Origin of the sequence: Lutispora saccharofermentans, from assembly GCF_024363565.1 — a bacterium.
GTDB lineage: Bacteria > Bacillota > Clostridia > Lutisporales > Lutisporaceae > Lutispora > Lutispora saccharofermentans.
On the sequence record NZ_JAJEKE010000007.1, the window covers coordinates 19,956 to 35,609 of the forward strand.

Below are 15,654 nucleotides of genomic sequence, written 5' to 3' on the forward strand. Positions count from 1 at the left end.
TAGATTTGGAGGCAGGACAAGTGGATTTAGAGAAATATATAAGGGTAATAGAAGATTTCCCAGTTAAGGGTATTAGCTTTAAAGATGTTACTACACTATTGAAGGATGGCGAAGCCTTTAAATATGCCATAAAGCATATGGCAGACAAAATAAGAAACGAAAAGATCGATTTGGTTGTGGGTCCCGAGGCCAGAGGGTTTCTATTTGGTGCTCCTATAGCATATGAGCTTGGAGTCGGCTTCGTTCCTGTAAGAAAACCGGGAAAGCTTCCGGGTGAAACTATGAAGTATGAATACCACCTGGAATATGGCAGTGATAGCTTGGAAATTCATAAAGATGCTATAAAGCCCGGGGATAGAATAGCAGTCATAGATGATTTATTGGCAACCGGAGGAACTATATTATCTGCAGTCAAGCTTATAGAGAGTCTTGGAGGCATAGTTGTCCATATTGGGTTTTTAATTGAATTAGAAGAATTGATGGGTAGAAAATCCTTATCTGAGTATAATATAAGTTCAATAATTAAGTATTAGAACTATAAAGCTCCTGGATAACCGACAGGCGTTCATGGGTATCAAACCTATTGAATTGAGTCTTTGTTGTTCAGGAGATTTTTTATATGCTATATGGAATTGATATATATAATTTTAGAAGATGAAGATGGTGTTAATATGCTCCAGGAATTAATTGATAAAATTAAAAAATATAATCCTACAGGAGACTTTACAATAATAAGCAAGGCCTATGATTTTGCCGTAGACGCTCATCAAGGCCAAAAAAGGGTCTCCGGCGAAGATTATATAATCCATCCAACAGCAGTAGCAGAAATACTTGCTGATTTGAACATGGATAATGCAGCCATAGCTGCGGGTATGCTTCATGATGTAGTTGAGGATACAAAATATAGCTATAATGATATAAAGGAACTATTTGGTGAAGAAGTTGCTATGCTGGTGGATGGTGTTACAAAGCTTGGCAAATTGGAATATAGAACAAAAGAAGAACAGCAAGCCGAAAATCTGAGAAAAATGTTTATTGCCATGGCTAAAGATATAAGAGTGATATTGATCAAACTAGCAGACAGGCTCCATAACCTTAGAACCCTAAAATATATGATTAAAGAAAAACAATATGAGACAGCAAAGGAAACAATTGAAATATATGCTCCTATAGCACACCGGCTCGGGATATATAAAATTAAATGGGAAATGGAAGATTTATCCTTAAGATATATTGATCCGGAGCGTTATTATGAACTGGTTGAAAAGGTTGCAAAAAAACGAAAAGAAAGAGAAGAATATATAAACAGTGTTATAAAAACACTGGAGGACAAAAATAAGGAAATGGGTATATTAGCTCAAATAGAAGGGCGTCCTAAAAATTTTTATAGTATCTATAAAAAAATGTATCATCAAAATAAGGCTTTTGAACAAATATTTGATCTCACCGCAGTAAGGGTTATAGTTGATACTGTAAAGGATTGCTATGGGGTCTTGGGTATAGTTCATACCTTATGGAAGCCTATTCCCGGCAGATTCAAGGATTATATAGCTATGCCCAAGCCCAATATGTATCAATCTCTGCATACCACTGTGATCGGACCGGACGGAGAACCTTTTGAAGTACAAATAAGAACCTGGGAAATGCATAAAACATCAGAATATGGAATAGCAGCTCATTGGAAGTATAAGGAGGGCAAGTCCTCCCAAAATGAGTTTGATGAAAAGCTTAAATGGCTGAGGCAGATGCTGGAATGGCAGAATGAAGTAAGAGATACCAAGGAATTCATGGAAACCCTGAAAATCGACCTGGTGATAGATGAAGTATATGTATTTACTCCAAAAGGCGATGTAATTGATTTGCCTGTTGATTCTACGCCAATAGACTTCGCATATAAAATTCATAGCGCCATCGGTAATAAATGCGTGGGAGGAAAAATCAACGGAAAAATTGTTCCTCTTGATTATAAGCTTCAAAATGGAGATATTGTAGAAATAATTACCTCTACAAACTCCAATGGACCTAGCCGGGATTGGCTTAAAATAGTTAAAAGCTCACAGGCAAAAAACAAGATACGGCAATGGTTTAAAAAAGAAAAAAGAGACGATAATATCCAAAAAGGGAAGGATATTCTTGATAAAGAAGTAAAGAAGCTAAGCAATAGTTTATCAATTCCGATAAAGAATGAATGGATGGAATCCGTTTATAAAAGATTCGGGCTTCATTCAATGGAAGATTTATATGCATCGCTAGGTTATGGCGGGCTTACCTTGAATCAAATAATGATGAAGCTTAAAGAAGAGATAAGAAAAAATCAAAAAATTGAGGTAAAAGAAGAAGAACAATTAGAAAAGCAAATCAAATCCGCTCAAAATAAGAAGAAAAGCACAAATACAGGCATACGGGTAAAAGGTGTGGAAAACATTCTTGTAAGGTTTTCAAAATGCTGCAATCCGGTTCCTGGTGATGAGATTTTAGGATATATAACAAAAGGGAGAGGGGTATCCATACACAGAAGGGATTGCCCAAATGCAAAGGATTTAATTTCAGAGCCGGAAAGGCTGGTAGAGGTTGAATGGAATACCCAAAGCACGGTTTCATACAATGCTGATATTCAGGTAAAAGCTAACGACAGGCAAGGCTTGCTGGCGGAAATAACTTCAATAGTTAATGAAAGTAAGATCAATATTGTTTCTTTCTACTCAAGAACTTCTAAAGACAAGACTGCAAATATCAACTTTATTTTAGAAATAAATGATATAGAGCAGTTAAATAAGCTCATAAGAAGATTTAGAAGGATTGAAGGAGTAGTGGATGTATTTAGAGCAAAACAGTAGGAGGTAAGTTCATGAGGGCTGTAGTTCAGAGAGTAAAAAAAAGTCATGTAGAAGTAGACGGCAAGATTACAGGCAAGATAGACAAGGGGCTGATGATTTTGCTCGGCATAAGCGAAGATGATAAAGCTGAAGATATAGATTACATGGTTGACAAAATCATTAATCTAAGAATTTTTGAAGATGATGAAAATAAAATGAATTTATCCTTATTGGATGCAGGAGGAGAACTTCTTGTTGTATCTCAATTCACGCTGTATGGAGACTGCCGAAAAGGGAGAAGACCGAGTTTTATAAAGGCTGCCAGGCCTGAAAAAGCTCAGCAGCTATATGATCAGTTTATTAAAAAAGCTGCAGATTTGAATGTTAAAGTACAGTCAGGTATTTTTCAGGCGGATATGACTGTCTATATTGAAAACGACGGGCCTGTTACGTTAATAGTTGATAGCGAAAAAATAATTTAATTGGAGGCAAATACATTGAGATTTAAAAGACTGCCTTTAGGCATATATCAAGCTAATTGCTATATTTTATGGGATGAAGATACAAGCAAAGCCGCAGTCATTGATCCGGGCGGAGATTTTGAAGAATTAAAAGAATTCGTTGAATATAATAAGCTTTTCGTTGAATATATTATTCTCACTCATGGTCATGGGGACCATATAGGCGCTGTAGCGGAAGCACGGGATTACTTTAAAGCGGAAGTTATGATTCATAGAGATGATTATGATATGTTAAAAAACAATGAAAAAAATTACTCGAGTAAACTTGGGTATGAAACTATAGAAATAGAAGCAGATAGAGAACTAAATGATGGAGATGTTATCAGCCTCGGGACAATAAATTTATACATCCTTCACACACCGGGCCATACAAAAGGAAGCATTTGCATCAAATGTGGGAATATAGTTTTTTCAGGTGATACGCTGTTTGCAGGTTCCATCGGAAGAACAGACCTGAACGGAGGTTCTTTTGAGAATATAATCAATTCTATTACTAATAAATTGCTTACCCTTTCGGACAATATTGAGGTATATCCGGGTCATGGACCTTCGACAACCATAGCTATAGAAAAAAGGAGCAACCCTTTTTTAAAAAATTAATGTTGATGGATAGAGGAAAAAATGATATTACTAAAGCTTATTGGACATGAATATCTAAATGAAATATCGGATATTATCAAGCTTTTCTTTGGAAAAGAAGTGATCAGGTTATATGATAATTTGGAAAATGATGCTATGAATGGTAAGCATGTTTTAATTGGAAGTGAGATTATCACAGCCGAAAATAAAACGTTCTATAAATCTTCATATTGTTGTCTCGCCGATAATAAGACAGATGACTATACTCTTGTTAAAGAAGGCGGCTTGTTAAATTCCAAAGAAGTGAAAAGGGCTCTAAAAGTATCCATGTATAAGCTTTTGTCAAAAACAACCGGTAAGCAATTGCCATGGGGAATTCTTACGGGTATAAGGCCTATAAAAATAGTGCATCAGCTTTTGGAAAAGAATATGGAAAAAGATGAGATAATTCACTACTTAAAAGATGAATATTATGTCAGCGATGACAGGGCTCTATTATCCATAGAAGTAGCTTTAGCTGAAGAAAAATATATAAGAAAACCAGATAAAAATCAAATAAGCATCTATATCGGCATACCTTTTTGCCCAACCAGATGCAGCTATTGCTCCTTTACTTCAAATCCCATTGATAAAAACAAAGATCTTGTCCAGCCTTACCTTGATGCATTGATGATGGAAATAAGCCAAGTTTCTCAATATCTAAAAAATAAGGGGGTCAAAGCGCAGTCTGTCTATATAGGCGGCGGTACGCCTACTTCTTTAAGCGCAGAGGATTTGAGCGAGCTGTTGGAATGCATAAATGGGTTTTGGCATGGCAGTGAAGAGTTCACCTGCGAAGCAGGCAGACCTGATACTATTACGGCTGATAAGCTAAAAGCACTGAAAAACCAGGGAATAACGCGGCTTAGTATAAATCCCCAGACAATGGATGATGAAACATTGATAAGAATAGGTAGAAAGCATGATCATGCTCAAATCATTCAAAGCTTCCATTTGGCAAGATCCTTGGGCTTTGATAATATTAATATGGACATGATTTTAGGACTGCCGGGCGAGGGCCTGGAGGAGGTAAAAAATACATTGAATTGGATGGCCCGATTGAATCCTGAAAATGTTACTGTGCATACTCTGGCTATAAAAAGGGCTTCAATATATAATGAAATAAGCCCGGATATGGGAAAGCATTGCGATGATATGATTTACGAGATGATGAAGCTGGCGAGAGAAGCGCTTGAGTGCCATGGTTATCATCCGTATTATCTATATCGCCAGAAATACATGGCTCAAAATTTAGAAAACATAGGTTTTTGCAAGAAAGACAGAGAATGCATATATAACATACAAATTATGGAGGAGAAGCAGAGCATTATCGCTTTTGGAGCGGATTCGGTCAGCAAGGTCTTTTTTCAAGAAGAAGACAGGCTGGAGAGACAGCATGATATCAAGGACTTAATACTTTATATAAAAAATATTAAAGCTCAAATTGATAAAAAGCTGGAGCTTTTAAGCAAGCTTTTCTAAGAAATAGGAAGACAAATGACGAATATGTATTGACATATTTATCATGCAATAATATAATAATAAACATTATATAAGCAATGAATGGGATAGTAGATATTTGACACTTGACAGGGAGAGGGAGCCGCTGATTGAGAGCTCCTTAAAGCAGGCGATATTGAAAGACACCCATGAGCTTCCAAGTCGAATATTATTAGATTTGGACGTATTTCTGCGTTAAGGAATAGAGATGGATTTATCCAAGCAGGGTGGCACCGCGAGATGAGCTCTCGTCCCTGACATATATGTCAGAGATGAGGGCTATTATTTTAATATGAAACGGAGGAGTATATATGATAATACAAGGGCCAAAAGGCACCAAGGATGTATTGCCTTCCCAAGCCTATAAATGGCATTATGTTGAAGGAAAGATAAGAGATTTGTGTTCTGTAAACGGATATTATGAAATAAGGACACCGGTTTTCGAACATACAGAATTATTTGAAAGAGGTGTTGGTGAGACCACGGATATTGTCCAAAAGGAAATGTATACCTTTAAGGACAAGGGTGGCAGAAGCATTACATTAAAACCGGAGGGAACAGCACCGGCCGTAAGAGCCTTCATTGAGAATAATCTTTTCAACGAACCTCAGCCAATCAAGATGTTTTATATAACCCCCTGCTACAGATATGAGAGGCCTCAAGCAGGAAGGCTCAGAGAGTTTCATCAATTTGGCATTGAAGTATTCGGCACACAAAGCCCATATGTTGATGCAGAAGTAATAAATGTAGGCATGACGCTATTTCAAAATCTGGGAGTTAAGAATCTGGAACTAAGAATAAACAGCGTGGGCTGTCCCAAATGCAGAAAAGACTATAATGCTAAGCTGAAGGCATTTCTTGAGCCTGAACTTCAGCACTTATGCAAATTCTGCCAGGACAGGTATGACACAAATCCTTTAAGAATATTGGACTGCAAAGAAGAAAAATGCAAGGAAAGATTGGTCAATGTTCCTTTTATGCTTGACAATCTATGCGATGACTGCAGGGTTCATTTTGAAGGGCTAAAAAAAGGATTGGATATTATAGGATTGAATTATATAGTTGATCCTAAGATAGTAAGGGGTTTAGACTATTATACCAAAACGGCTTTTGAGATAGTGTCCAATGATATTGGTTCCCAGGGCACCGTATGCGGCGGCGGAAGATATGACGGCTTAATTGAAATGTGCGGGGGGCCAAGCACACCGGGAGTTGGATTCGGCTTAGGTCTGGAAAGACTATTGCTTATTATGGAAAATCAAGGGATACAGATACCTGAGCAAGAAAGTCCGGATGTTTTTATAGCTGCTGTGGGTGAAAGAGCTGATGATAAAGCGCTGGAAGTACTTTTTAAATTGAGAGCAGCTTCCGTAAAGGCTGAAAAGGATTATTTGGGAAGAAGCTTAAAAGCTCAGATGAAGTATGCAAATAGGATTAATGCCAAAACAGCTATTGTCATTGGCGATGAAGAAATTGAAGAGGATATTATAAGCATAAAGAATATGAAAAGCGGCGAAGAAGTAAATGTTTCTTTGAGCGATATTTCAGAAATAATCAGAGAGATAAGGGGATGAAGTTATGGCAAAATATAAAAGAACTCATATGTGCGGAGAGTTATCCATAAGCAATTTGGGCCAGGAGGTATTCTTAACAGGCTGGGTTCAAAAGAGCAGAGATCTTGGAGGTCTGCTTTTTATAGATTTGAGAGACAGAACAGGTATCCTTCAAGTGGTTTTTGATAAGGATAAAAATTTAGAGTTATTTGAAAAGGCTCAAAAAGTAAGAGGAGAATATGTTATCGCCGTATCGGGTATCGTTGGGCAAAGAGATGAAAAGGCAGTAAATAAAAGGATGAAGACCGGTTATATTGAAATATTGGCATCCGATATAGATATAATCAGTAAAGCAGAGACGACCCCAATTTATATAGAAGATGATTTAAATGTTTCAGAAAATCTAAGGCTCAAATATAGATATCTTGACCTGAGAAGACCTTCAATGCAGAATATTTTCTTTACAAGACACAATGTAAATAAGCTTATAAGGAATTACTTTGATGAAAAGGGTTTTATCGAAGTAGAAACGCCGGTGTTAACGAAGACTACTCCCGAGGGGGCCCGGGATTATCTTGTCCCAAGCAGGGTGCAGCCAGGCAAATTCTACGCTTTGCCTCAATCTCCCCAGCTTTTTAAACAGATATTAATGGTATCGGGCTTTGATAGATATTTTCAAATCGTTAAATGCTTCAGAGATGAAGATTTGAGAGCTGACAGGCAGCCCGAGTTCACCCAATTGGATATGGAAATGTCTTTTGTTGAAGCAGATGATGTCATGTCAATAATTGAAGGATTGATGAAAAGAATATTTAAAGATATGAATGACGTAGACATATCTATACCTCTGCCCAGGCTGTCCTATAATGAGGCTATGGAAAGATATGGCTCAGATAAACCGGACGTAAGATTTGGACTGGAACTGAAAGATTTAAATGATATTTTATCTGATTCTGGATTTAAAGTGTTCTCCGATGCAATAAAAGGTGGGGGCAGTGTAAAGGCAATAAATGCTGAAGGCTGCGGTTCTAAGCTTAGCAGAAAAGAAATTGACAGTCTCGGAGAATTTGTCAAGACATACAGGGCAAAAGGCCTGGCCTGGATAAACTTTACTGAAGACGGTATAAAATCTCCTATAGCTAAATTTTTGAAGGAAGAGGAAATGAGATCAATAATTGAAAGAATGGATGCTAAGACGGGAGATATAGTATTTATAGTAGCTGATAACAAAAAAGTGGTATATGATTCATTGGGCCAGCTAAGACTTGAGCTGGGCAGAAGGTTTGATCTGATTGATAAAAATAAAATCGGCTTGCTTTGGGTTACAGAGTTTCCGCTGCTGGATTATGACGAAGAAGAAAAAAGATATGTTGCCATTCACCATCCGTTTACCAGTCCAATGGATGAAGATATAAAATTGCTGGATAGTGATCCCCTGAAGGTAAGAGCGAAGGCCTATGATATTGTATTGAACGGCTATGAGCTTGGAGGCGGAAGCATCAGGATACACGACAGTGAATTGCAAGAAAAGATGTTTAAACTCTTAGGCTTCTCCCAGGAAGAGGCGTGGAGAAAATTTGGTTTTCTGCTTGAAGCATTTAAATACGGCACGCCGCCTCACGGAGGATTGGCCATTGGTGTCGACAGGTTGGTGATGCTGCTTACCGGAACTGATAATATAAGAGATGTGGTTGCATTTCCCAAGACTCAAAGTGCAAGCTGCCTGATGACAGATGCACCGTCCTTCGCTGATGAAGGTCAATTAGCGGAGTTGAAGATCAGCACTGATAACGCTTTATCCAAACCTGAACCATAGAAGCCATTATTCAGAAACTATAAGATAAAAATAGTGGAATGAAATATACCCTGCCGTAAAAAAGCCGGGTGCATAATGGAAGAAAAAATGCTCGTCAAGATAAGTTATATGCTGTTAATACGTAAGTATTTCATACCCCGTTTCTGTGACGAGCACCATTTTTTCCCATTGTGCAGAGGGCTTTCCATCGGCAGTATAAACTGTCCAGTCATCGCTTTTATTCATTGATATTTTGGCTTTCCCCATATTTACCATAGGTTCTACGGTAAAAACAAGGCCAGGAACCAAAAGCATCCCTGTTCCTTGCTTGGCCACATGACTGACCCAAGGTTCTTCGTGAAATTGCAGGCCAATACCGTGGCCGCCGATTTCCCGAACAACAGAATATCCATTTTTCTTAGCATGGTCATTGATTGCTTGCCCCACATCTCCGAGAAATCCCCAGGGCTTTACCTGTTCAATGCCCAATTCCATACATTCTTTCGCAACATCAACAAGTCTTTGCTTTTCGCTGGAGACATCACCGACACAAAACATGCGGGAGGAATCCGAAAAGAAACCCTTGTAAATCGTGGACACATCAATATTCACAATATCTCCGTTTTTCAGGAACACATGGTCAGACGGGATACCATGACATATAACCTCATTGATTGAGATGCAAACGCTCTTGGGATATCCCTTGTAATGGAGCGTTGCCGGCGTGCCTCCCAACTCCTTGGTTTTTTCATAAATCAGCCTATCAAGTTCTTCAGTGCTTATTCCATCAGCGACATAATCGCCGATAAAATCCAGCAGGGCTATGTTAAGCTTACCGCTTTCACGGATGCCTTCAATTTGTTGTCGGGTTTTTAGCAATTTGCGCTGGGGTATTTCGTACCCTTTTGAACGATAGCTTGCCATTTTCTCCTCAAGCAAGGCATGGCATTTCTTGTATTTGAGTCCGCTGCCACACCAGCAGGCATCGTTTCTTCCAAGTTTGACAGACATTTTTTTACTCCTTACATTCACAAATTCAGAGGAAGCAATACCCTATAGACCGGGTTGGCCAGGAGAAGCGCTTGAAGCCTTCCGGTATTGGCGAGGGGAGCATTTAAATGCTGCAGCAAATGCCCTCGCCAATGATTCAGATGACGAGTATCCGTAGCGGAAAGCAATATCGGTGATTTTGTCATCGGTGCTGCAAAGATCATAGGCAGCAGCTCTTAACCTGCATTGGGCGAGAAATTGTTTATATGTCATACCCATGTGCTCTCGAAATTTTGCAGAGCAGTAAAACGGTGAATAACCAACATACGATGACATGGCTTTCAGAGTTGGATTTTCAGTTATGTTATTCTCTATCCATTTGGCCATTGTTTCTATTGTTTGAACAGACATTTGCTTCACTCCTTTCCTCAGTATATCAATCAATGCGGATGATTACCTGACATAAGTTGCACACATGATCATAAACAAAGCAATCAATAAACATCATTTATGACTTGGAAACCGAACCATTCATTGTTTTCTATTATATATCCTTTCACCAAATTTCACAATCATACTTATGCCTCAACTTGCATTTCAAGGCCTTTGAGGACAGTCATACTGAAACTTTTGAACGTATGATTCCGTATGGGACCATCAATGAGCGATGGGCATATGGTAGAATTTTCCAAGGGCGAGTTCAAAAAATACTGTGTAAAAAGCTGAAAGTTGTATATTCTAAAAGATATATTTAAAAATAACTATTGACATATATTTTGCAAGTAGTATAATTACATTAGATACGGGTAGGGGGTATGGGAGGTAAGGATTTGATAGAACAAAAAGAAGAACGAAAGCTTCAGATTTTAAGCAGATTAAAAAAGGTTGAAGGTCAGGTTAAAGGTATACAAAAAATGGTCGATGAAGGAAAATGCTGCGGAGATATTATGGTGCAAATTTCTGCAGTCAGATCCGCAATAAACAAAATCGGCGGACTTATGCTTGATGGATATATTAAAGAATGCATACCTGCTTCTTACAAAAACGATCAGTCAGAGAAAAATCTTGATGAGTTGATTGACACGATTGTTAAATACGTGAAATGAAGGTATAGACATGAAAGAGATAGGAAAAATTCTGGAAATAAATGATGAAATGGCAAAAATTCTTATAACAAGGCATACTGCCTGCGGTGATTGTGGCGCATGCCAGGTAGGCAGAGAGAATCTTAATATGATACTTTCAGCAGAAAATACTGTCAAAGGGAAACCGGGAGATAGGGTAGAAATTGAACTAAAAACAGAAAATTTTCTTTTTGCAAGCTTTATTATGTATGGAATTCCGCTTTTAGGCCTTATCATTGGATTATCAGGCGGTTACTATGGAGCGAAAGCCATGGGTTATGATGAAAACCTTGCTCAGGTTTTAGCTGCTGTAGCGGGCCTGGCTCTGATGGCTTTGAGCTATTTGGGAATAAAATTAAAAGAATCTAAAATAAGGTCTATGAGTAAATTTAAACCTGTTTTAGTAAGAATCATAAATGATTGATATAGTTTCTTTATATAGAAGGGAGAATAATTATGAGTGATAAAGTATATGCCGTAAATGAAAGCACATTTAGCCAAGAGGTATTGAGTTCAGATAAACCGGTATTGGTTGATTTTTGGGCTGCGTGGTGCGGTCCTTGCAGGATGGTTTCTCCTATTATTGATCAACTGGCCGGGGAATATGCAGAAAAAGTTAAGGTTGTTAAGGTAAATGTTGATGAAAATACAGAGCTTGCTTCTCAATATGATATAATGAGCATTCCATCAGTATTTCTGTTCAAAGGCGGAAAAAAAGTTGATGGATTGATTGGAGCAAGACCAAAACAAATGTTTGAATCAATGATAAATAAACATGTATAAAATGGCTTAATGCCATTTTTTTGTTTGCTGTAGACATACAATTAATAAATTTTATGTTTTTTGCTGGGCTTTTTATGGATAAAAATATATAATTATATCAGAAACACAAAAGGAGGTATATGATGGAACTTGAATTAATCCGAAAGGTTGACCCGGAAATAGTAGAGGTTATTGAAAAAGAGCTTAGTAGACAAAAAAGAAATATAGAGCTTATAGCTTCTGAGAATTTTGTAAGTCCTGCAGTAATGGCAGCGATGGGGACAATACTGACAAACAAATACGCTGAAGGCTACCCGGGCCATAGATATTATGGCGGCTGCGAAGAAGTCGACGTGGCAGAAAATCTTGCCAGAGAAAGGCTGAAAAAGCTTTTCAACGGTGAGCATGCTAATGTACAGCCACACTCCGGTGCAAATGCAAATATGGGGGTATATTTCTCCATTTTGGAACCTGGTGACACAGTATTAGGAATGAACCTATCCCATGGAGGCCACTTGACACATGGAAGTCCTGTCAATATATCAGGCAAATTTTTTAAATTTATTCCTTATGGTGTAGACGAAAAGACTGAGATGATAGACTATGATAAAGTTAGAGATATAGCTATAAAAAACAAGCCGAAGCTGATAGTGGCCGGAGCCAGTGCTTATCCGAGGATTATAGACTTTAAACGGTTCAGAGAAATTGCTGATGAGGCAGGGGCTATGCTTATGGTGGATATGGCACATATAGCCGGCTTAGTTGCAGCAAAGCTTCATCCAAATCCTGTTGATTATGCAGACTTTGTAACTACCACTACCCATAAAACTCTGCGGGGTCCCAGGGGCGGGGCTATCATATGCAAAGAAAAGTATGCGAAAGCGATTGATAAAGCAATTTTCCCGGGAACTCAAGGAGGGCCTCTGATGCATATAATTGCGGCTAAGGCAGTATGCTTCAAGGAAGCTATGACGGAAGAGTTTACAGAGTATCAGAAGCAAATAGTAAAGAATGCCCAGGCATTATCCCAGGCATTGAGCAATAAGGGATTCAATCTCGTTTCAAAAGGTACTGATAATCATCTTATATTGCTGGATTTAAGAAATAAGAATATAACCGGTAAAGATGCCGAGCACTTATTGGATCAGGTAGGAATTACAGTGAACAAGAATACTGTTCCATTTGATCCTCAAAGTCCGTTTGTAACCAGCGGCATAAGAATCGGTACTCCGGCTGTTACTTCCAGAGGCTTTAAAGAAGAGGATATGAAGGAAGTAGGTAGCATCATATCCCATATAATCAGTAATCCCGAGGATATAGAAGAGACATCGGCCAGAGTAAAGATATTAACTGATAAGTATCCATTGTATTAATCATTTGTACACTTCCCAAATATTGATATAATAGAAGTAGGATTATCCTACTTCTATTATTATGGGGTGTTGTAAATGGCTTTAAATATGCTGTATAAATCTATATTGGAAACCATAATTGGAAATATAGATGCAGGCATTCATGTTGTTAACAGTGAAGGTAAAACTATTTTTTATAATAAAATAATGGGCGAGCTGGAGGGCTTGGATATAGATGAGGTCATGGGGAAAAATATACTTGAGATATTTCCCAGTCTATGCGAAGATACCAGCACCGTACTAACTGTTATGAAATCTAAAAGACCTATATATAATAAGAGCCAATCCTATCTTAATAATTATGGCAAGCAAATCAATACAATAAACAGCACCATACCCTTTAAGATCTCACCTGAGAAATACGGAGCGGTTGAAATTGCAAAGGATATCACACAGGTTAAAGAGTTATCTGAAAAAGTTCAAATTTTGCAGCAGGTATTAGCCAGGAAAGACCCTGAGAAAGAAAATATTAAAGGATATACTTTTAAATCGATTATAGGAGAAGACGATGATTTTCTGAACACTATATCCTTCGCCAAAACAGCTTCAAAATCTTCTTCTACCGTATTGATTTATGGGGAAACAGGCACGGGCAAAGAACTCTTTGCGCAAAGCATTCACTATGACAGCGCCAGAAGCAATAAGCCATTTATAGCTCAGAATTGTGCAGCTCTGCCGGAATCTCTATTGGAAGGCATACTCTTTGGGACGGTCAAAGGCAGCTATACCGGCGCCATAAACAGACCCGGCTTATTCGAGCAGGCTCACGGAGGAACCTTGCTATTGGATGAGATTAACTCAATGGGCTTGCAGCTTCAGGCAAAACTGCTGAGAGTGCTTCAGGAAGGATATATACGCAGAGTGGGCGGATTGAATGATATACCCTGTGATGTAAGAATAATTGCCACAACCAATGAAGAGCCGGAGAAGGCAGTAGCATCAGGTGCCCTTAGGAGGGATTTATATTACAGGTTAAATGTAATATATTTAAGAATTCCGCCATTGAGAGAAAGAAAGATGGATATACCTCTTCTTTCTGAGCATTTTATAAAAAAATTCAATACGGTTTTAAAGAAGGATGTATGGGATATTTCCAATGAAGTAAAAAATGCCTTTTTGCATTATGATTGGCCGGGTAATGTCAGAGAACTGGAGAATCTGATAGAAAGTGCAATGAATATGGTGACTAAGGATCATATAATAAAGGCTCATCATTTTTCCAACAACATGAAACCACTCTTTGAAGGAGGGAAAACAGGAGTAAATTATAAATTGTTGAGCAATGACGGAAAAAGCTTGGTTGAGACATTGGAAATCATTGAGAAAGAGCTGATCAACAATGCATTAAAAGAGTGCTCTTACAATATAACAAAGAGTGCAAAAAAATTGGGCATTAAAAGGCAAAATCTTCAGCATAAGATAAAGAGATACAATATTAGTATAGAATAGCTAAAGCTATTCTATACTAATGAATGCTGCCTTTCTTTTTTTGAAAATACAGTAATATTTATAGTTCAATGATTTTAACAAATCCCACACTTCATCAAAGCCATAGCCTATATCTTCGGGTCTATGAGCATCAGAACCGATAGTGATTATCTCTCCTCCAAGATCCTTGTACAGACTTAGTATTTCTGTCAATGGATGAAATGAAGACAAGCCGTATCTTTTGCCGGAGGTGTTTATTTCGAGGCCTTTGCCGTTTTTGATCAAGTCTCTTAATATTTCTGCAATAAAGTCTTTATAAAGATTGTATTGAAAAGCTGTTTCTCCATTGCTTAAATACCTTCTAATTACATCAATATGGCCTAGAGAGTCGAAGTCGTTAAAAGAAGAAATACATTTTTTTAAATCATCAAAATATGCCAGTATCCCGGCTGCATCGGTTTTTCCCTGCAGGAAATCACCCCTATATAGCTCCTTTTTTCCTACTACATGAATGGAGCCTAATATAAAATCCATGCCGGGATTAGATGAAAAGGCCATATTTTCTTCAAACAGATGAGGTTGCAGGCCAAGCTCCATGCCCTTATAAACCTCAAGCCTTTTATCAAACTCGCAGATCAACTCATCCAGCTCCCGGCTGTACTTTTCAAAATCCAGAACCTCCGTGCAATCAGGGTAATCTACATCTATGTGATCTGTAAAGCATATTCCCTTTAAGCCTTTCAAAATTGCCGCGTTACACATGTTTTTCATAGTAGCCCATGGATATGAGTCGGTTGAATATGTTGAATGAAGATGTAAATCGTACATTTTTAATCTCCTTTGCTGTTCAGTTTAACAGATTAGTTAACAGCTATATTTTATGATTATTGTTATGAAAGGTCAAATCTTTTTAATCAATTTATGTGCAATAATATTTGCATGTAAGCAAATATTATTGCACATAAATTGATTTATTTGAAAATTTAGAAGAGAAAATATTTACTAAAATTTATATGTATTGAATCTCTTAAGGCAAATTAAAGCCCATAGGGATTGCTCAAGTTAATAATTATTAGCTATTATTTGGCATAAAAATTGCTTAATAATTTTATGGACAAAATAATATTTTATAATA

Annotated in this window: 15 protein-coding genes and 1 other annotated feature; of the genes, 12 read left to right on the forward strand and 3 right to left on the reverse strand. The window is 37.7% G+C overall.

What is annotated here, in order from left to right; translation table 11 throughout:
* Positions 1-20 precede the first annotated feature (20 nt).
* From LJD61_RS09350 to aspS, 7 genes are all read left to right on the forward strand, one after another.
* A complete protein-coding gene (locus LJD61_RS09350; RefSeq protein ID WP_255227268.1) occupies positions 21-533 on the forward strand; it encodes an adenine phosphoribosyltransferase in 513 nt (170 codons plus the stop codon).
* A 138-nt stretch (positions 534-671) separates the two neighbouring features.
* The gene (locus LJD61_RS09355) at positions 672-2,837 is read left to right on the forward strand and encodes a RelA/SpoT family protein (RefSeq protein WP_255227269.1); all 2,166 of its coding nucleotides are present in this window, start codon (positions 672-674) and stop codon (positions 2,835-2,837) included.
* Between the two features lie 11 nt (positions 2,838-2,848).
* The gene (dtd, locus tag LJD61_RS09360; protein WP_255227270.1) at positions 2,849-3,298 is read left to right on the forward strand and encodes a D-aminoacyl-tRNA deacylase; all 450 of its coding nucleotides are present in this window, start codon (positions 2,849-2,851) and stop codon (positions 3,296-3,298) included.
* A 15-nt stretch (positions 3,299-3,313) separates the two neighbouring features.
* Entirely contained in the window at positions 3,314-3,937 is a 624-nt protein-coding gene (locus LJD61_RS09365; RefSeq protein WP_255227271.1) for an MBL fold metallo-hydrolase, read from the forward strand.
* A gap of 21 nt (positions 3,938-3,958) precedes the next feature.
* Positions 3,959-5,437, forward strand: a complete 1,479-nt coding sequence (hemZ, locus tag LJD61_RS09370; protein WP_255227272.1) for a coproporphyrinogen dehydrogenase HemZ — start codon at positions 3,959-3,961, stop codon at positions 5,435-5,437.
* A gap of 68 nt (positions 5,438-5,505) precedes the next feature.
* Positions 5,506-5,714: a binding site (T-box leader), on the forward strand.
* A gap of 52 nt (positions 5,715-5,766) precedes the next feature.
* On the forward strand, positions 5,767-7,029 hold the full coding sequence (gene hisS / locus LJD61_RS09375; protein ID WP_255227273.1) for a histidine--tRNA ligase: 1,263 nt from the start codon (positions 5,767-5,769) through the stop codon (positions 7,027-7,029).
* Between the two features lie 4 nt (positions 7,030-7,033).
* The gene (aspS, locus tag LJD61_RS09380; RefSeq protein WP_255227274.1) at positions 7,034-8,824 is read left to right on the forward strand and encodes an aspartate--tRNA ligase; all 1,791 of its coding nucleotides are present in this window, start codon (positions 7,034-7,036) and stop codon (positions 8,822-8,824) included.
* A gap of 114 nt (positions 8,825-8,938) precedes the next feature.
* Here the strand turns inward: aspS and LJD61_RS09385 are convergent, their stop codons facing one another.
* Positions 8,939-9,814 (reverse strand): methionyl aminopeptidase, encoded by an 876-nt coding sequence (locus LJD61_RS09385; protein WP_255227275.1) that lies wholly within the window; start codon positions 9,812-9,814, stop codon positions 8,939-8,941.
* Positions 9,815-9,856: 42 nt separating this feature from the next.
* Positions 9,857-10,204, reverse strand: coding sequence for a helix-turn-helix domain-containing protein (locus LJD61_RS09390; protein ID WP_255227276.1), 348 nt, complete (start codon positions 10,202-10,204; stop codon positions 9,857-9,859).
* Positions 10,205-10,623: 419 nt separating this feature from the next.
* Here LJD61_RS09390 and LJD61_RS09395 point away from each other — a divergent pair, with 419 nt between their 5' ends.
* The 5 genes from LJD61_RS09395 to LJD61_RS09415 all read left to right on the forward strand — a co-directional run bounded on the left by LJD61_RS09395 (position 10,624) and on the right by LJD61_RS09415 (position 14,540).
* Positions 10,624-10,899: a metal-sensitive transcriptional regulator gene (locus tag LJD61_RS09395; RefSeq protein ID WP_255227277.1), complete on the forward strand. Its 276-nt coding sequence runs from the start codon at positions 10,624-10,626 to the stop codon at positions 10,897-10,899.
* A gap of 10 nt (positions 10,900-10,909) precedes the next feature.
* A complete protein-coding gene (locus LJD61_RS09400; RefSeq protein WP_255227278.1) occupies positions 10,910-11,341 on the forward strand; it encodes a SoxR reducing system RseC family protein in 432 nt (143 codons plus the stop codon).
* Between the two features lie 32 nt (positions 11,342-11,373).
* On the forward strand, positions 11,374-11,700 hold the full coding sequence (gene trxA, locus LJD61_RS09405) for a thioredoxin (RefSeq protein WP_255227279.1): 327 nt from the start codon (positions 11,374-11,376) through the stop codon (positions 11,698-11,700).
* A 122-nt stretch (positions 11,701-11,822) separates the two neighbouring features.
* Positions 11,823-13,052: a serine hydroxymethyltransferase gene (locus LJD61_RS09410; RefSeq protein ID WP_255227280.1), complete on the forward strand. Its 1,230-nt coding sequence runs from the start codon at positions 11,823-11,825 to the stop codon at positions 13,050-13,052.
* A gap of 75 nt (positions 13,053-13,127) precedes the next feature.
* Positions 13,128-14,540, forward strand: coding sequence for a sigma-54 interaction domain-containing protein (locus LJD61_RS09415; protein ID WP_255227281.1), 1,413 nt, complete (start codon positions 13,128-13,130; stop codon positions 14,538-14,540).
* A 6-nt stretch (positions 14,541-14,546) separates the two neighbouring features.
* Here the strand turns inward: LJD61_RS09415 and LJD61_RS09420 are convergent, their stop codons facing one another.
* Positions 14,547-15,347 carry a histidinol-phosphatase HisJ family protein gene (locus LJD61_RS09420; protein ID WP_255227282.1) on the reverse strand — a complete coding sequence of 267 codons (801 nt, stop codon included), beginning with the start codon at positions 15,345-15,347 and terminating at the stop codon, positions 14,547-14,549.
* Between the last annotated feature and the right edge of the window lie 307 nt (positions 15,348-15,654).